This is a genomic window from Streptomyces morookaense, from assembly GCF_013030945.1.
GTDB lineage: Bacteria > Actinomycetota > Actinomycetes > Streptomycetales > Streptomycetaceae > Streptomyces > Streptomyces morookaensis.
The window spans coordinates 64,098-80,468 of the sequence record NZ_JABBXF010000027.1 but is presented as its reverse complement, the minus strand read 5'-3'; the positions used below and the strand labels follow the sequence as shown (position 1 = coordinate 80,468).

Below are 16,371 nucleotides of genomic sequence, written 5' to 3'. Positions count from 1 at the left end.
GGTCAGCTCACGACTCCCGTCATGACACCGATGGGTATGGCAATGAATCCGCAGGTCAACAGGGCGGCAAGGGCATTCGCGACGATCTTGAACGCCCGGTCGCGGCGTGGGGAGTTGGCGCCCAGCGTCTGGGCCGCGCTCCAGAAGCCGTGCCGGATGTGCAGGCCGAGGGCCAGCATGGCGGCGATGTAGAACACGTCCACATACCAGCGGCCGAAGGACGCCACCAGGTTCTCGTAGGGGTGCCCCTCCTGGGCATTGGGGTTCACGGTGAGGGTGGTCAGGTCGAGGATGTGCCACACGATGAACAGGCCGAGGATCACCCCGCCCCAGCGCATCGTGCGCGTCGCATAACTCGCGCGGGCCCGCTTGCGCACGTACTTCGCGGGGCGCGCCGCGAGGTCGCGGCGGCTGAGCTGGTACGCGGCCACGCCGTGCAGCCCGACCGAGACGGTCAGGCCCACCCGCGCGATCCACAGGAACCATTCGTGGTGCAGGAACGGCTCGCCGATGGTGCGGATCCACTGCCCGTAGTGGTTGAACTCCCCGGCTCCGAAGAACACCTTCAGATTGCCCAGCATGTGGGCGACCAGGTACGCCAGCATGATCAGGCCGGTGACCGCCATGACCGCCTTCTTGCCGACGGTCGACCGCCACACGGAGCCGATGAAGGAGGACGCAGGTGCCCTCCGGGTCGTCGCCAGTGCCATGACCCGAGACGCTAGGCCGCCCCTCGGTGATCCGTCCAAGACATGATGAGCCTTGTTTCGATAGGCATCTCCTATGCACGCACTACCATGTCGCTGTGCAACTCCAGCAGCTCCGCTACTTCGCCACCGTCGCCGGACTCCGCCACTTCACCCGGGCCGCGGAGGCGCTGCACGTCGCCCAGCCCTCGCTGTCCCAGCAGATCCGGGCGCTGGAACGGGAGTTGGGCGCCGAGCTCTTCCATCGCGCCCGCGGCAACATCGCCCTCACCGACGCGGGCGAGGCCCTCCTGCCGCTGGCCCGGCGCATCCTGGCCGACGCGGAGACCGCACACCGCGAGGTCCAGGAGGTCGCGCAACTGCGCCGGGGCAGAGTGCGCCTGGGCGCTCCGCCCAGCCTCTGCGCGAGCCTCGTCCCGGACGTGCTGCGGACCTACCACGCCCGCTACCCCGGCATCGACCTCCTCGTCGACGAAGGCGGCTCCCGGGATCTCGTCCGCATCCTCGCCGCGGGCGAGCTCGATCTGGCCCTGATCATCACCCCGCTCGGCGCCGCGGCCCCCGCCCTCGCCACCACGGAACTCCTGCACGAGGACCTGGTCGTCGTCACCTCCCCCTCCGATCCGCCCCCTGTTCGCCGGCGCCGCATCCGCGTGGAGGACCTCCGCGACCTCCCCATGGTCATGTTCCGCCGGGGCTACGACCTGCGGGAGATCACCATCTCCGCCTGCCGCGAGGCCGGTTTCGAACCGTCCTTCACGGTGGAGGGCGGGGAGATGGACGCGGTGCTGGGCTTCGTGCGCGCGGGTCTGGGCCTGGCCGTGGTCCCCGGCATGGTGGCCTCCCGGTCCGGCCTGCGCGTCACCCCGTTCGAGGGCGACCGCATGCGCCGCACGGTGGCCGTCGCCCACCGCAAGGATGCCCCGCCGCCGCGCGCCGCACGGGAGTTGCGCAAGGTGCTGCTGGAGCACCTGGGCGCCGGCGCCGCTGCGGATCCCCTCCAGGGCGTGTCCTAGCCGTCCCCCAGGTCGGCGTTGACGATCGCCCGCAGCGCGGCGAGGTGTGCCCGGTAGGCCGCACGCCCGTCCTTGGTGAGGCGCAGCCAGACCCGCTGGCGCGTCTCGCGCACGGCCCTCCGCTGCTCGACGTAGCCCGCGTCCGTCAGGACCGTCACGTGCTTGCTGAGCACCGAGGGGCTGACCCCCAGCGTGTCCCGTATCGTCCCGAACTCGATCTCCTCGACGGCGTCGAGCGCGGCGCAGATCCGCAGCCGATTCGGCGCGTGGATCGTCTCGTTGAAGCCGTCTTCGGGGGCGGTCACGGTGCGGGTATGCCCTTCTTGCGGGGGAGTCGGTCCGTGACCAGGGTGCCACCTGCGACCAGCAGTGCGGCCGGTACCCATATCCACGACATGCCCGCGAGCCGGTCCAGCAGGTCCGCCCCCACGAATCCCAGCAGCCCGAGCACGGCGCCGCCGAGCATCTGCCGCCCCACCTTCGGGGTGTAGCGGTGCTTGACGCCGCTGACCTGCACCTGCCGGACGACGATCGTGATCATGCACACGAACGAGACCGCGATGGCGACCAGGTCGTACGGCCGGGGCAGCAGGTTGGCGAGGAAGGCCGCGGCCACGCACGCGGCGAGTGTCAGTTCGTGCCGGCGCGGGGGCTTGATCGAATCCACCGCCGCCTGCGCCTGCTCGGCGAGCGCCAGCGATTCCGCGGCGCTCTCGCGAGACAGACGTGAGTTCTCATCAGTTGCCATGACGGAAAGTCTGGCACGGACTTTCCGTCATGGCAACAGTAGAGTTTCCGTTGTGGAAAGCCTCGTCACCCCCAGGCCCAGCCCCCCACCGCGACCCCCGCAAAAGCGGCCGCGAGCCCGCAGGTCACGCTTGCCGCGGCGTTCGCCACGGCGTAGCCGCGGGCCCCGGTCTCCGCCAGGCGGAGGGTTTCGTAGGAGAACGTCGAATATGTCGTCAATGCCCCGCAGAGGCCCGTCCCCAGGAGCAGGCGCACGTCGGCCGGGGCGGCCGCGGTCAGGATCCCAAGGAGGAGGCAGCCCACGACGTTCACCACGAAGGTGCCCCAGGGGAAGACCGAGTCGTGCCGCGACTGGACCGCGCGGTCCGTCAGGTAGCGCAGCGGGGCGCCGACCAGCGCACCCGCGACGACAAGGACCCAGTTCACGCGGACGCCTCCCGGCCCCGGTAGTGCAGGACCGCGACCTCGTCCAGGGTGACCAGGCCCTCGCCCACCAGCTCGTCGAGGACGGGCAGGAAGGCCCGTACCCGCTCCTCCGTGTCCACGATCACGACCGCCACCGGCAGGTCCTCGCTGAGGGACAGCAGCCGGGTGGTGTGGATCAGGGACGAGGCGCCGAAGCCCTCGATGCCGCGGAAGACGCTGGCGCCCGCCAGGCCCGCGGCATGGGCGCGGTGGACGATCTCGGAGTAGAGGGGGCGGCCGTGGACCGTGTCGGACTCGCCGACGTAGGCCGTCACCCGCAGCGCATTGCCGTGGAGTCTCAACGGGACCTCCTGAGGACGAACCGGCGGGTCGTCGCCGCTGCCGCCCACACGGCGGCCATCGCCAGGAGCAGCGTTGCGGCCAGATATGCCAGAGCGCTCGCCACGCGGCCGGCCTGCAGCAGCTGCTGCGCGTCCACCGTGTACGTCGAGAACGTGGTGAAGCCGCCCAGTACCCCGGTCCCCAGGAAGGGCCGCACCAGGCGGTGCGCCGAGCCCAGTTCGGAGACGGTGACCAGCAGTACGCCGATCAGGGCGCAGCCGACCGCATTGATGAGGAGTGTGGTCCAGGGGAAGGCCCCGGCCGGCGTCGGCCAGAGCAGCCCGGCGGCGTAGCGGGCGACTGCGCCGATGGCTCCTCCGACGGAGACGACGGCCACGACCGGCCACTGTCCGGCGGGGCGGGCGCGGCGTGTGCGCCCGCTCTGTGCCGAGGCGACCGCCTCGGCCTGTGACGTGCCCACGTGCGCTCTGTGCCTCCGCCTCTGCCGTACTCCTTGCAGAGGTCCAGGCTATCGCCCGCTTCCCGTGACGGCCTTGAGGTACGCCTCCGCCCGGTCCTCGTCCATCAGCCAGTCCTGATAGTCGGCGGGGTCGGCGAAGCCGTTGACGTACCGGTGGGCGATCTCCCGGTGCTCGCCCGCCGCGGTCAGCAGCCGCCGCACGTGCTCGGGCAGCGGCGCACTCAGCACCAGGTTGGTGAAGGACGTCCCGTGCCGCGCGTGCTCCCAGTACGCGGCGAAGACGCCGTGCATCCACGCCCGGTCGAACGGCAGCTCGCCCCGCTCGCGGATCGCCGTCAGGTAACGGGCCGCAGCCCGGGCCGCGTTGTTGCAGCCCTGCCCGGTGATCGGGTCGTTGACGACGACCGCGTCCGCCATGCCGAGCACATACGTGTCCGGTGCGACCTCCGCCACGGGATGCCGCACCACCGGGGTGACGGCACCGGACAGCGCGGCTCCCGCATCCGTCGGCTCGGCGTCCGCGCACAGCTCGTACTCCCAGGGTGCCCGCTCCCGCAGCACCTCCAGCGTGCGCGCGAGCACGGCCTGCGGATCGCCGCGCAGTTCCTGCCAGCAGTCCAGCGGACCGCCCGGTACTCCTTCCCACAGCACCGCATGGCACGGCCCGGACAGCGTCAGCGCCGGCATCACGAAGAACTCGCCGACGCCCGGGAAGCCGGCCATGCGCAGATACGGATCACCGGGCGCCGGGGCGACCCCGTGTGCGTACACGACGGCGACCACGCGCTGAGGTCGGTCGTAGGGGCTGTGCCGCTCGTCCCGCCCGAACACCTCCCCGAGCGTCCCGCGCCCCGTGGCGACAACCGTCAGATCGTGGGCGTAGGCCAGCTCCGCCAGATCGTCCGCGGATGCCTCGCGGTACTCCACACGGCCGCCCTGTTCCTCGAGCAACTCGAGCCACCGGGCGGTCTTGACCCGCTGGTCGACGGACTGGGCGGGCGCGACGAGCGGACCGGCGACGGGTGGCCTCCGGCCGTGCTCCGGGTCGACCGTGGTCAGCGCGGCGCCGTGGATCCAGGGCACCTCGCCGTCCCACAGGTTCAGCCCGGCCTCGCGCTCCAGGGCGAGCGCCGGAGCGAACATCTGCTGGGTGGACGTCACGCGCCCGGCCCTGATCTCCTCGGGCTTCCGCGCGGCCACCACTGTCACTTCGTACCCGGCCGCCCGCAGCCCCAGGGCCAGTTGCAGGCCTGCCTGTCCCGCGCCCACGATGGCGATCCTGCGCATTGCCGCCTCCCCCATCGAACGGTTGGCACCCTCACCCGTTGTAGGCGCACAGAGCACATCGTGTACAGACGGCATACGGGCGGCGCAGCCGTCGCGGGGGCCGTCCTGTTCGCACCTCCATTCGGCCCACGGGTCGATCACCCGGACGCTTCATGGACGAAACCTTTGTGGCTTATGGGCGTTTTACCGGACTCCTGGCCTCATCGGCCGGGGAGCCTGTCCCGTACGACCAAGCAAAGGTGTCTCCCCATGTCACGAATCGCCAAGGCAGCAGTCATCACCGCCACAGTGGGCGCCACTCTCGCCGGCGCCGCCGCCGGCAGCGCGGTCGCCGACGCCGGCGCGAAGGGTGTTGCCGCCGGTTCCCCGGGTGTGATCTCGGGCAACGTCATCCAGATTCCGCTGCACGTGCCGATCAACCTGTGCGGCAACTCCATCGACATCATCGCCCTGCTCAACGCGGCCTCCGGCAACACCTGCGTCAACGGCTGATGCACGGCTAGTCCGCGTCGTCCCCCGGACGGTCCTCAGCCGGGATCCGTCCTGCGCGTGGCGCCCCCGACAGTGTCGGCGGGCGCCACGCGCACGTAGGATCACCTGCCGCCGCCGCGACGGGCGGTGACGGACCTGGGGGTGTGGGACACATGGACAGCACCGAGAACACCATCACGGGCGGGACGACGATCCGGGGCGTGGTGATCCAGGGGCGGAACGTCGAGTACCACGCCACCTCCGAATCACCGACGCCACGTCAGCTCGCCCCGGCGCCACACGTGTACGTCAACCACCGCAGCACCTTCGCCTCGCTCACCCAGGCCGTCACGGAGCGGCCCGAAGGGACCGCACCTCTCGTGGTCCTGCTGACCGGCATGGCAGGAGTCGGGAAGACCGCCACTGCACTGCGCCTGCTGCACGGAGTGAGCGACGGCTTCCCCGGCGGCCACCTCCAGGCCGACATGAGCCCCCAGGGACCCCTGCGCCCCCGTGACACCGTCGCCGTCCTGCAGGGCTTCGTCCGCTCGCTGACATCGCATCAACCGGACGCGCCCCTGCCCACCGACCCGGACGAACTGGCCGCTCACTACAGAACGCTCACGTCGGACCAGCCTGTGCTCGTTCTGCTCGACGACGTGGTGAACGCCGGACAAGTACGCGCGTTACTGCCCGGGCACCCCGGCAGCGTGGTCGTCGTCACCAGCCGCTCGCCTCTCGCCGGCCTGCGGGCCTCGCACGACCTGGTGCGTGTTCCCCTGGACTCGCTGAAGCTCAAGGCCAGCGAGGAACTGTTCGAGGCCGTCGCGGGTGCGGGCGTGCTGGACCGGCCCTCGCTCGATGGTGTGCTGCACGCATGTGCCGGACTTCCCCTGGCCGTGCGGATCGCGGGAGCCAGAGCGAATGAGCTGCTCGACATGGGGGAGGATCCGGCGGGACTGGCCCGTGAACTCATCGACCGGAGCACCCGATTGGAGGCGCTCACCGTGCCGGACGACCTTTCGGTTGCACAGGTATTCGACGCCGTCTACGGCTCCCTCGACAAGGACGCAGCAGCCCTCTACCGCGCACTGGGCCTGCACCCCACACCGGAGTTCTCCCGCAGCCTCGCGGAACGGCTCGCACAGAGGCCGGGCGACGTACGGACGCTGGTCCGGGAGAAGCTCCTCGACCCCGCAGGGGAGGGACGGCTGCGCATGCACCGCCTTGTGCACGACCACGCGCGGGCAGCAGCCGACGCACACGCGGTGGACGGCGCCGTGGACCGCTGCATCGACTGGTACCTGATGCTGGCCGCCGCCGTCGAGCGGGCTGTTTCCGACCGCTGGCGGTACGGACAGGTCTTCGCCCGCACCGACCTGCCCGCCTTCGGGGACGTCGGCGCGGCGCTCCGGGCGCTGGAACAGGACCGCGCCAATGCTGTCGCCGTCGTCGAACTCGCCTGCACCACAAGGCACTACGAAGCCGCATGGCAGCTGTGCGAGGCCTTGCGCGGCTTCTTCTACCGCCGCAAGTACCACACCGACTGGATCGAGGTGTGCCGGCGGGGTTTGGACGCCGCCGAGCGGACGGGCGACCCGGTCGCCGTGGCGCGCATGCACTACGAGCTCGCCTTCGCGCTCTCCGACCGGGGTGAGGGCGACGACTGCGCCGACGCCCGGGAACACTACGAACACGCCCTGCGCGAGGCCACGGTGGCCTGTCACGGGCGCACCGTCTCCTCTGCCCTGGAAGGCCTCGGACTGCTCGCCCTGCGTGCCGGCGAAGCGTCCGTTGCGGCAGACCACTTCGGGCGTGCTGTCGAAGCGCTGGAGGGCATCGACCATCCTCGGGGCAGAGCGCTGCTGACCTTTCACCTGGGGCGTGCCCGCAGTGCCGAGCGCCGTCACCAGGAAGCGGCCGAACTGCTCCTGGAAGCCCGTTCCTTGTTCGCCGCGCTGCCCGATGCCTTCAACGAGGCCAAGGCACTGTGGCAATACGCTCAAGCGCGGCGGCGCGCAGACCGGTTGGACGAAGCACTGGAACCGCTTGACACGTCAGTAGGCCTGTTGCGCCCGTGCGATGCCCCGAAGGAGCTGGCCGGCGTACTGCTGCTGCGCGGCGATGTACGAGCAGAACTGGGGGACCAGGAGGCGGCCGGCGCCGACTGGCGCGAGGCGGCTGCGCTGTACAAATGCGTGGGCCATGGCGAACAGGAACAGGCCGCACGCGGCCGTGGACTCACCGGCTGATGGTGAGAACGGCCGGCGGCAGCCCGTCGACGACACTGACGCGTACGGAAGAAGCCGACCGACTGGTCAAAGTGGAGTAGAGCGCCGATGCGGCCACTGAGAAGTCGTACGGCCAGGACGGTGCGCCGTCCTGCCACTGCGCGGTCAGACGTTGAAGTCTGTCACGGGTGAACGCCAGGCAGCCCGTTGCCTCTTGGGGGAATGCGACGAGCTCGCAGCCCGGATGGCGCCGGAAGACGCGCCGGGCGGCGTCCTCCCATGACTCACCGGAGTGCAGCGACCGCGCGAGGATCACGTCCGCCGCGTGTGCCCATCGCGGGTCGGGTTCGCCGTAGGCGGCCACCAGATAAGGGTCGGGCAGGTGGTGGGTGAGCGAGCCCTGGAGCTCGGCCGGGTAGCGCCGCAGGCGGCCGCCTTGCATGTCCGCGTACACGGCTGCGGCGCCTGGCTGGCGGCGTTCGGCCGGGAGTGGCAGGGGGAGGGCGACGGGGCGGGAGATGGCCGGGTGCTGCGGCTCGTCGAGCTTCATCCGCTCGTAGTAGAGACTGCGCAGCAGCCCGGCCGCCTGGAGAGGGCGGGAGGTCACGAGGGCGCCGATCTCCGCGAGGCGCTCGCGCTGCGGCCCGGCCTGGGCCGCGGCGGCCCGTTGCAATTGCCGCCCGAGGGGCTCGTGCCGTGTGACACGCGGCAGTTCCCGGCCCAGCAGGTCCATGGGCGAGCCCTCGGCCACCGTGTCCTCGTCGAACGCACCCAGCAGACCCGGCACGCCGAGCGCCGCCGCGTACAGGGTGAGCGAACCGTGGTCGCCGATGAAGGCGTCGGCTGCGACGAGCGCTGCCTTCCAGATGTCGGTTTCGGGGGAGGGCAGGAGGAGCCCGGCGCGGAGGAACGGCTCGAACCATTCGCGTATCTGATGGCCGCCGTGTGTGAACCAGGCGTTGGGGTGGACGGCGTGGAGCACGCGATACTCGTCGGCGGGCAGTTCGGCGAGGGAACGGCGGATGATCTCCAGGTCGGCGCGGTGGGCTCCCAGGAGCGACTGGTCCTTCCACGTGGAGGTCAGCACGAGCAGCTTCTGGCCGGGGCGCACGCCGAGGGCTGCGCGGTACTCGTCGCGGAAGGGAACGCCGGCGAGCAGCTGGTCCATGCAGGGGTCGCCCGCGACGACGGAGAAAGGGACGGCCTCGGGGCAGCCGCGGCGCAGGCGTTCGCGCTGCTCGTCATGGGAGAGAACGATGGCGGAGGGGATCAACTCGCCGTCGTGCACGAGCCATTCGGCACCGAGGCCGAAGGCTTCCGGCTTCCGGCTTCCGGCTTCCGGCTTCCGGCTTCCGGCTTCCGGCTTCCGGCTCAAGTATTTATTGTATCCAGCGCCGTGCGGGGCGCCGACGAGCGGGGCGTTGAGCTGGTGCAGATCCCCGCCCCGGCTGCTGCTCACCGCAAGGTCGAACTTCTCGCGCTTCGCTTCTTCCCAGGATATGCAGGGGAGTTTGCGCTCGGTGATGAATTCCCGCAGACCCTCTGTGAATGCCGAGGACCCCGTGCAGGCGAAGAGGACCTGGACGCGGCTATCACCCTCGAAGGGCTTCAGAAGGTCGAGCAGCCGGGTCGCGGACGTGACGTTGTGGATGACGCCGAGCACGAAGCGTTCGGGTTTGACGGTTTCCCAGTCGGCGGCATCCTCGCGCAGCAGGATGTGCGACGGTCCCGCGTCCGGCACGGTCTTCCTCCCTCACGGCTCCGGCCGCGCTCCGGCGGCTCCGGCAGACGATACCCGGCGGCTCCGGCGCGCCCCGCGTGCGCCTTTCCGCTGCTGCTGCGCCCCCGTGGCCTCCCTGCCGCACCCCTGTGCGGTGACTCCGATCCGCACTATGATCATTACTTTACGTACAGGGGGAGCGTAAGAGGGGGCGGGCATGACGGTGGCCGGCGGCTCGGCACTGAACAGGGCGCAGGAGGCCCGGCGGCATGAGCGTGAGCTGCGTGAACAGCTGTGGGCGGCGCAGCGGGAGGCCCGGCGTTGGGAAGCGGCGGGCGAGGGTGAACAGCGCGTGCACACCCAGCTGTTGGTGCTCGCGCAGCGTGGCTGGCGGCTGCTCGTGGACCGCCGCTGGCCGGGCACGCGCGCGGCCAATGTCGACATGCTGCTCGTCGGCCCCGGTGGCGTTTTCGTGATCGACGTCAAGAACTGGAGATCCGCGCCGGAAGCCGTGCACGGCCGTCTGACGGCCGGCGGCCGGAGCTGTGACGGCGAGGTGCGCAAGCTGCTGGCTGTCACGCACGTCGCGGAGGGCGCGGTTGCCGCGCTGGGCCTGTCGCCCGTGGCGGTGCAGCCGTTGATGGTCTTCGCAGGGCACTCGCTCGCCGAGAGCGTCGGCCGTGTGCGCCTGCTGGGCGATCAGGAGGTGGCTCCGGCGCTGATGGCCTGGCGGGTACGGCTCACGCCGTCCCAAGTGAAGGCGCTTGCCAACCATTTGGAGGAGGTCTTCCCCGCGTACGAGACTTCGTCGGTGGTGCGCAGCAGCACACCGCTGCAACCGCAGGCACCCGGCACCGAAGCCCTCTTCGACGTCACCGGCCTGCGTGACGCGGCCATGGAAGCGGCCCGCAACGGCCCCATCGAGGGTTGGATGACCTTCCTCGCAGCCGACCAGGTCCCTCTGGTGCGGCGCAACTGGTCGGGCCCGGCCCGCATCAGCGGCCCGGCCGGCACGGGCAAGACGGTCGTGGCCCTGCATCGTGCAGCCCATCTCGCCCAGCGGTCCACCGGCCGCATTCTGTACGTGACGTTCGCCAACAACCTTCCCCGGGTGCAGAGCACGTTCCTCGGCACGATGGCTCCCGCCGTCGCCGAGCGTGTCGAATTCCGGAGCCTGCATTCCTGGGCCCGCGGCTTCCTCGAAGAGCGCGGCACAGCCCACCGGTTGAACGGCGAACGGGCGGAGACCGCGTTCAGCCACGCCTGGATGCGCCGTGGCCGGCCCAGCGTCCTGGCCGGAATCGACCGTTCGCCGGGCTACTGGCGCGAGGAAATCGACTACGTCATAAAAGGGCGCGGCATCACGCGCTTCGAGGACTACGCGACGCTGCGCCGCATCCGCCGCCGCACCAACCTCCGCCGCGCCCACCGGGAAGCGGTCTGGGAGCTGTACGAGGAATACGAGCGCATCCGCACCGAACGCGGCGTCCACGACTTCAACGACATCCTCAGCCTCGCCCTGGCCGAGTGCCTGGAGAATCCCGGCTGTTCGCCGTATGCAGCGGTGATAGCCGACGAGGTGCAAGACCTGACCCTGGTGGGGGTGCGCCTGCTGCACGCCCTGGTCGGCGACACGCCCAACGGCCTGCTGCTGGTCGGCGACGGCCAGCAGTCCGTCTACCCGGGCGGGTTCCGCCTGTCCGACGCCGGAATCGACGTACGGGGCGACCGGGGCCAGGTGCTGCGCACCAACTACCGCAATGCCAAGGAAATCCTCGACGCGGCACTGGCGGTCGTCGCCGAGGACGCGTTCGACGACATCGACGGCACACGCACCGCCGGGCACCGGGACGTCGATCTGACCTATCACGACGGCAAGGTCACCAGGGCGGTCTTCCGTACCGCAGCAGCGCAGGACGAGGCGCTCCTGGAGGCTCTCCGCGCGCTCGGACCGTCCGGCTGGCCGGACTCCGCCATCCTCTGCCGGTCGCACCGGGAGACGAGCCACTACAGGGATCTGCTCAACCGGTCGGGCATTCCTCTGTGCCCGCTGGACCGCTACGACGGTCACCCGGTGGCGGCCGTGAAGCTGGGTACGTACCGCCGTGCCAAGGGGTTGGAGTTCAAGCACGTCCACCTGCCGGACCACGACATCCGGACCGACGGCTCAGCCGACAGCAACGCACCCGATGCGGACGTCATGCGTGAGCGCCAGGAGCTCTGGCGGACCCAGCTCTTCGTCGCCATGACGCGTGCCCGGGACACGCTGTGGCTGGGATCGGTCGCAGCTGACGGCCGGCGATAGACAGCCGGCCGATACGGACTGGCGGGCATGCGGCTCCGAGGCCGTCGAGCATGCGGGGCGCAGACGGCCGAGCGACTTCTTCCCCCACGACCTGGTGGGCCTCGGCGAGGACGTCTGACGGGACTGCCGCGTGTACCGCCTCGGGACCGGCTCGCGGGCTGCGGGCGCCGGCAGGCACCGTCTGGTGGTCACCAGACGGGCATGACGGGTGAATCGTAATCATCCGGACGAGTGCCCCCGGGCGTTTGCGCGGACTTGAGGCTTCGACGGGCGAAGTTTGGCCATGCCGATGCGTGGCTGAAATCTGACGGCTCAAAACTTGTTAGGTAAACCTTCCCTGTCCTAGGTTCTGGCGCACCACGCCGGGGTCGGGCGCCCCACGAGCCGCGTTCCCCGGGCGCGCGGCACTGCCCGTCACCGGCTGGATCCAGCCCTTCCGGGTGGAGCCGACCGGCCGAACCCTGCCCACTGCGGAGGTCCCCCCACCATGCTCCGATCCCTCAGGCCCTTCACCGCACTCTCGCTCACGACCGCATGCCTCCTCGGACTGACCGCATGCGGTGGTTCGTCCGGCAGCGAAGACGGCAGCAACGCGTCGTCGGCGTCGAATGGCACGTCCCTCAAGGGTCAGTCGGTCACGGTTTACAGCGGTCAGCACGAGCAGACCGTCAAGGCACTGGCCGCCGACTTCGAGAAGCGCACCGGCATCAAGGTCGAGCTGCGCTCCGGCGACGAGGCAGAGCTCGCCAACCAGATCCTCCAGGAGGGCGCGGCCTCCCCTGCCGACGTCTTCTACGCCGAGAACCCGCCCGCACTGACCACCCTGGAGGAGAAGGGCCTGCTGGCCCCGGTGAAGCCGGAGACCCTCAAGGCCGTCCCCGCCCAGGACAGTTCGCCCAAGAGCGACTGGGTCGGCATCTCCGCCCGTACCGCCGCCTTCCTTGCCGCCGAGGGCAAGCACGCCGACACCGCACCGCCGTCCTCCGTACGTGACCTGGCCAAGCCGGAGTGGAAGGGACGCCTCGGCATCGCCCCCGGCGAGACCGACTTCGCGCCCGTCGTCACCCGCATGATCAAGACCGACGGCGAGGACGCGGCCAGGAAGTGGCTGGAGGGCCTGAAGGCCAACGCCAAGACCTACGACAGCAACGAGGACCTCTCCGCTGCCGTCAACAAGGGCGAGGTCGAGGGCGGTGTCATCGACCACTACTACTTCTACCGCCTGCGTGACGAGCAGACCGCCGCCAAGGCCCACGCCAAACTGCACTACTTCGCCAAGGGCGACCCGGGTGCGTTGGTCGACGTCTCGGGTGCGGCTCCTCTCAAGCACGGCAAGCACGCTCAGGCCGCTCAGGCGTTTCTCGCCTACCTGGCCAGTGCGCCCGCACAGAAGGTGATCGCCACCTCGGAGAGCTACGAGTACCCGCTCGTGCCGGGCGTCAAGGGCAAGAGCGAGCTGCCTGCACTCGACACCATCGGCACCGTTGCAAACGTCGCCGATCTCGGTGACGGCAAGGAGGCCCTCAAGCTCCTCCAGGACACCGGTCTCCTGGCGTGAGCACTCTCCGTTCGCCCGGTCGTCCGTCGCCGCTGCTGCGGTGGCGGGCTGCCGGCCTGCTGCCCGCTGCCGCCTTCGCCGTCGTCGCCGCGGTGGCCTCGCCGCTCGTGTTCGTCGGTGTCCAGGCCGCCCAGGCGGGCTGGGACCAGGCACACCGCCTGTTCGGCCGTCCGCTGGTCGCCACCCTGCTGTGGAACACCGCCACGCTGGCCCTCGCGGTCACCTTCGCCACCGCCGTCCTCGGCTTCGGCGCGGCGTATCTGGTGGAGCGCACCGGTCTGCCGGGCCGCCGCTGGTGGACCGTCGCGCTCGCCCTCCCGCTCGCCGTGCCCGAGTTCGTCCGCGGTTACTCCTGGGTCTCGCTGACCGGATCGGTCCGCGGCTACTGGGGAGCGGTGCTCGTGATGACCTGTTCGCTGTACCCGCTGGTGTTCCTACCGGTCGCCGCGACCCTGCGCCGCGCCGACACCGCGGCCGAAGAGGTCTCCCGCAGCCTCGGACGGGGACCGTTCGCGACCCTCTGGCGCGTCACCCTGCCGCTCACCCGTCCCGCGCTGGCCGGTGGTGCACTGCTGGTGTCGCTCTATCTGCTCGGCGAGTACGGGGCGTTCGCGATGCTGCGATTCACCACGTTCGCCACCGCCATCTTCAGCCAGTACAAGCTGGGCTTCGACGCGGCTTCGGCCGCACTGCTCACCCTGGTGCTCGTCGCCCTCGCCCTGCTGCTCGTCCTCCTGGAGGCGACCACGGGCCGCCGCGGCCGCACCGTCCGCCGTGCCACCGCGGGCCGGCGTGCCACCCCCGCCCGGCTCGGCCGCTGGACGCTGCCGGCCCTGGCGTCACTGACCGCCCTCGTCGCCACCGCGCTCGGCGTGCCGGTCTATGCCCTCGGCTACTGGCTGGTGCGCGGCAGCTCCACCACGCTCCCGCAGGCCTCGGTGCTCACCGCCGCCCTCACCACGCTCGGCTACGCCGCCGCGGCCGCCCTCGTCGCCACCGCGGCAGCGGTCCCCGTCGCGCTGTACGCCTGGCGGCGTGACAGTCGGCTCGCCCGGGCCGCCGAACGCGCCGCCTACCTCCCCCGGGCGCTCCCCGGCATCGCGGTCGCGCTCGCCGTCGTCTACTTCGCGATCCGTTACGCGCAACCGCTCTATCAGCAGCCTCCGATGCTCGTCGCCGGGTACGCGGTGCTCTACTTCCCGCTCGCTCTGACGGCCGTGCGGGCCGCCCTGGCCCAAGTTCCGCCCGGCGTCGAGGAGGTGGCCCGCTCGCTCGGCACCCGTCCGGTCGCGGTGCTGGCGAGGATCACCCTGCCGCTCGTACTGCCCGGCCTCGGCGCGGCCGCCGCCATGGTCGCTCTCACCGCCAGCACCGAACTGACCGCCACCCTGCTGCTCCGCCCGACCGGTACCGAGACCCTCGCCACCCGTTTCTGGACGTACACCAGCGGACTCGCCTACGGGGCCGCAGCACCGTACGCCGCACTGATGGTGGTCCTGTCCGTACCGCCCGTCCTCCTGCTCACCCGCCGCACGCTCGGCGCCGATCCCCGTACGGAGACAACGCGATGAGTGGCCTGTCGATCAAAGGGTTGCGTGCTGCACACGGCCGGAACGAGATCCTCACCGGAGTCGACCTGACGGTCGAGGACGGGGCACTGGCCTGTGTGCTCGGACCGTCCGGCTGTGGCAAGAGCACCCTGCTGCGTGTCATAGCCGGCTTCCATCCGGCCGCGGAGGGTGAAGTCACCCTGGGCGGTCGGCTGCTGGACGACGGGCGGCGACGGCTGCCCGCCGAGCACCGCAGGATCGGCTATGTGCCGCAGGACGGTGCGCTGTTCCCGCATCTGACCGTGGCCGGAAACATCGGCTTCGGCCTGCCGCGTGGCCGCCGCCGCGAGAGGGTCGCCGAACTCCTGGCCCTGGTCGGCCTGGACGGCCTGGCCAAGCGCCACCCGCACGAGCTCTCCGGAGGCCAGCAACAGCGCGTCGCCCTCGCCCGCGCGCTGGCGACCGAGCCCGAACTGCTCCTGCTGGACGAACCGTTCGCGGCCCTGGATGCAGCCCTGCGCACCGACCTGCGGGCCGAGGTCGCGGCGACGCTGCGGCGTGCCGGCGCGACCGCGATCCTGGTCACCCACGATCAGGAGGAGGCCCTGTCCTTTGCCGACACCATTGCCGTCCTGCACGCCGGCCGCACGGCGCAGCAGGCCGCCCCGCAACACCTCTACCGCGAGCCCGCCGACACCGCCATCGCCCGCTTCCTCGGCGAGGCCAACCTGATCCCGGCCACCGTGGCGGACGGCAAGGCCGAGACCGTCTTCGGCACGCTCCCGTTGACCACGGCCCGGAACGGCAAGGGGGACGGCGTGGTGCTGCTGAGGCCACGTCAACTCCGCCTCCACGCCACCCCGGCGCCGGGCGCGGTCCGCGCCCGGGTACAGACGTGCCGCTTCCGCGGCCACGACCACAGGGTCGAACTCCTTCCCGCGGATTCTCCGAACGGCCTGCCGGCCACCCTGATCGCGTACACCGACGCCCCGTGGCCGACGGGCGAGGTGTATGTGGAGGCGCGGGGGGCGGTGCATGTGGTGGAGGGGCCGTAGGGGCGGCCGGCCGTTGGGCGCGCTCGGCTGCGGCCGGGCGGGTGGCAGATGCGCCGGGACGGTGCCGGCAAAAACGCCCCTCCCGGAGGGAGAGGCGAAGGGCGGTGCGCGAGCGCCCCCGGCAGGACTCGAACCTGCGGCCAAGCGCTTAGAAGAGGCTGCGGCGCTCACACTGGATCAAGCACCTGACCTGGTGCTTCGCTGAGCTGCTGGGGTTCAAGTCTGCTGCCCCGCCGCGTATTCACCGGAAGTGGTTCTTCCGTAGGCGCGCACGGAGACGGAGGCAAGCCTAGGGGCCCGCCAAATCGAGGGGTCGGAGTTCGTGTCCTCCGGTCATGCCTGCTCGACGGGTTCCTTCATTCGCTGCATGCGCGTCCGCGCGGTCCTATAGTCTTGCGGCGAGGCCGTGGCGACGGCCGCGGCTGTGGCATGGCCCGTGCCCATGACACCACCAGCAGCCGGAAGTGGACTCATCGCGATCACTGCGGTCAGCTGC

General features: G+C 70.8%; 15 protein-coding genes. 7 read left to right on the top strand and 8 right to left on the bottom strand.

The window, feature by feature from the left end:
* Window positions 1-2: 2 nt before the first annotated feature.
* Window positions 3-710, bottom strand: coding sequence for a succinate dehydrogenase cytochrome b subunit (locus tag HG542_RS13415; RefSeq protein ID WP_171080987.1), 708 nt, complete (start codon window positions 708-710; stop codon window positions 3-5).
* A gap of 95 nt (window positions 711-805) precedes the next feature.
* Between HG542_RS13415 and HG542_RS13410 the strand changes: the two genes are divergently transcribed.
* Window positions 806-1,723, top strand: a complete 918-nt coding sequence (locus tag HG542_RS13410) for a LysR family transcriptional regulator (RefSeq protein ID WP_171080985.1) — start codon at window positions 806-808, stop codon at window positions 1,721-1,723.
* Here HG542_RS13410 and HG542_RS13405 read toward each other — a convergent pair.
* From HG542_RS13405 to HG542_RS13380, 6 genes are all read right to left on the bottom strand, one after another.
* Window positions 1,720-2,028 (bottom strand): transcriptional regulator, encoded by a 309-nt coding sequence (locus HG542_RS13405; RefSeq protein WP_227723752.1) that lies wholly within the window; start codon window positions 2,026-2,028, stop codon window positions 1,720-1,722. The two genes, HG542_RS13410 and HG542_RS13405, sit on opposite strands and share 4 nt — an antisense overlap.
* Window positions 2,025-2,471 carry a hypothetical protein gene (locus HG542_RS13400; RefSeq protein WP_171080981.1) on the bottom strand — a complete coding sequence of 149 codons (447 nt, stop codon included), beginning with the start codon at window positions 2,469-2,471 and terminating at the stop codon, window positions 2,025-2,027. The genes HG542_RS13405 and HG542_RS13400 overlap by 4 nt, the downstream gene beginning before the upstream one ends.
* Before the next feature lie 65 nt (window positions 2,472-2,536).
* Window positions 2,537-2,896, bottom strand: a complete 360-nt coding sequence (gene crcB / locus HG542_RS13395; protein WP_171080979.1) for a fluoride efflux transporter CrcB — start codon at window positions 2,894-2,896, stop codon at window positions 2,537-2,539.
* Window positions 2,893-3,237 carry a DUF190 domain-containing protein gene (locus tag HG542_RS13390; protein ID WP_171080976.1) on the bottom strand — a complete coding sequence of 115 codons (345 nt, stop codon included), beginning with the start codon at window positions 3,235-3,237 and terminating at the stop codon, window positions 2,893-2,895. Before HG542_RS13390 ends, crcB (HG542_RS13395) begins: the two co-directional genes overlap by 4 nt.
* Window positions 3,234-3,698: a fluoride efflux transporter CrcB gene (gene crcB, locus HG542_RS13385; RefSeq protein WP_171080974.1), complete on the bottom strand. Its 465-nt coding sequence runs from the start codon at window positions 3,696-3,698 to the stop codon at window positions 3,234-3,236. The genes HG542_RS13390 and crcB (HG542_RS13385) overlap by 4 nt, the downstream gene beginning before the upstream one ends.
* A 48-nt stretch (window positions 3,699-3,746) precedes the next feature.
* Window positions 3,747-4,985 (bottom strand): styrene monooxygenase/indole monooxygenase family protein, encoded by a 1,239-nt coding sequence (locus tag HG542_RS13380; RefSeq protein WP_171080971.1) that lies wholly within the window; start codon window positions 4,983-4,985, stop codon window positions 3,747-3,749.
* A 249-nt stretch (window positions 4,986-5,234) separates the two neighbouring features.
* Here HG542_RS13380 and HG542_RS13375 point away from each other — a divergent pair, with 249 nt between their 5' ends.
* Together HG542_RS13375 and HG542_RS13370 are read left to right on the top strand one after the other, a co-directional pair.
* Complete coding sequence (locus HG542_RS13375) at window positions 5,235-5,477, top strand: chaplin (RefSeq protein ID WP_171080969.1); 243 nt, start codon at window positions 5,235-5,237, stop codon at window positions 5,475-5,477.
* A gap of 152 nt (window positions 5,478-5,629) precedes the next feature.
* A complete protein-coding gene (locus HG542_RS13370; protein WP_171080968.1) occupies window positions 5,630-7,708 on the top strand; it encodes a tetratricopeptide repeat protein in 2,079 nt (692 codons plus the stop codon).
* Here HG542_RS13370 and HG542_RS13365 read toward each other — a convergent pair.
* Window positions 7,698-9,428, bottom strand: coding sequence for a hypothetical protein (locus HG542_RS13365; protein ID WP_171080966.1), 1,731 nt, complete (start codon window positions 9,426-9,428; stop codon window positions 7,698-7,700). The genes HG542_RS13370 and HG542_RS13365 overlap by 11 nt on opposite strands.
* 196 nt (window positions 9,429-9,624) lie before the next feature.
* Between HG542_RS13365 and HG542_RS13360 the strand changes: the two genes are divergently transcribed.
* From HG542_RS13360 to HG542_RS13345, 4 genes are all read left to right on the top strand, one after another.
* Window positions 9,625-11,712: a nuclease-related domain-containing DEAD/DEAH box helicase gene (locus tag HG542_RS13360; RefSeq protein WP_171080964.1), complete on the top strand. Its 2,088-nt coding sequence runs from the start codon at window positions 9,625-9,627 to the stop codon at window positions 11,710-11,712.
* A 487-nt stretch (window positions 11,713-12,199) separates the two neighbouring features.
* Window positions 12,200-13,270, top strand: a complete 1,071-nt coding sequence (locus HG542_RS13355; protein ID WP_171080962.1) for an iron ABC transporter substrate-binding protein — start codon at window positions 12,200-12,202, stop codon at window positions 13,268-13,270.
* On the top strand, window positions 13,267-14,841 hold the full coding sequence (locus tag HG542_RS13350) for an ABC transporter permease (RefSeq protein WP_171080960.1): 1,575 nt from the start codon (window positions 13,267-13,269) through the stop codon (window positions 14,839-14,841). The genes HG542_RS13355 and HG542_RS13350 overlap by 4 nt, the downstream gene beginning before the upstream one ends.
* A complete protein-coding gene (locus tag HG542_RS13345) occupies window positions 14,838-15,875 on the top strand; it encodes an ABC transporter ATP-binding protein (RefSeq protein WP_171080958.1) in 1,038 nt (345 codons plus the stop codon). The genes HG542_RS13350 and HG542_RS13345 overlap by 4 nt, the downstream gene beginning before the upstream one ends.
* The last annotated feature ends 496 nt before the right edge of the window (window positions 15,876-16,371 follow it).

Excerpts from the sequence above, each read along its gene's own strand:
- HG542_RS13370 (WP_171080968.1), top strand. The coding sequence starts at position 5,630 with ATGGACAGCACCGAGAACACCATCACGGGCGGGACGACGATCCGGGGC.
- HG542_RS13375 (WP_171080969.1), top strand. The coding sequence starts at position 5,235 with ATGTCACGAATCGCCAAGGCAGCAGTCATCACCGCCACAGTGGGCGCC.
- HG542_RS13355 (WP_171080962.1), top strand. The coding sequence starts at position 12,200 with ATGCTCCGATCCCTCAGGCCCTTCACCGCACTCTCGCTCACGACCGCA.
- HG542_RS13360 (WP_171080964.1), top strand. The coding sequence starts at position 9,625 with ATGACGGTGGCCGGCGGCTCGGCACTGAACAGGGCGCAGGAGGCCCGG.
- HG542_RS13380 (WP_171080971.1), bottom strand. The coding sequence starts at position 4,985 with ATGCGCAGGATCGCCATCGTGGGCGCGGGACAGGCAGGCCTGCAACTG.
- HG542_RS13415 (WP_171080987.1), bottom strand. The coding sequence starts at position 710 with ATGGCACTGGCGACGACCCGGAGGGCACCTGCGTCCTCCTTCATCGGC.
- HG542_RS13400 (WP_171080981.1), bottom strand. The coding sequence starts at position 2,471 with ATGGCAACTGATGAGAACTCACGTCTGTCTCGCGAGAGCGCCGCGGAA.
- HG542_RS13345 (WP_171080958.1), top strand. The coding sequence starts at position 14,838 with ATGAGTGGCCTGTCGATCAAAGGGTTGCGTGCTGCACACGGCCGGAAC.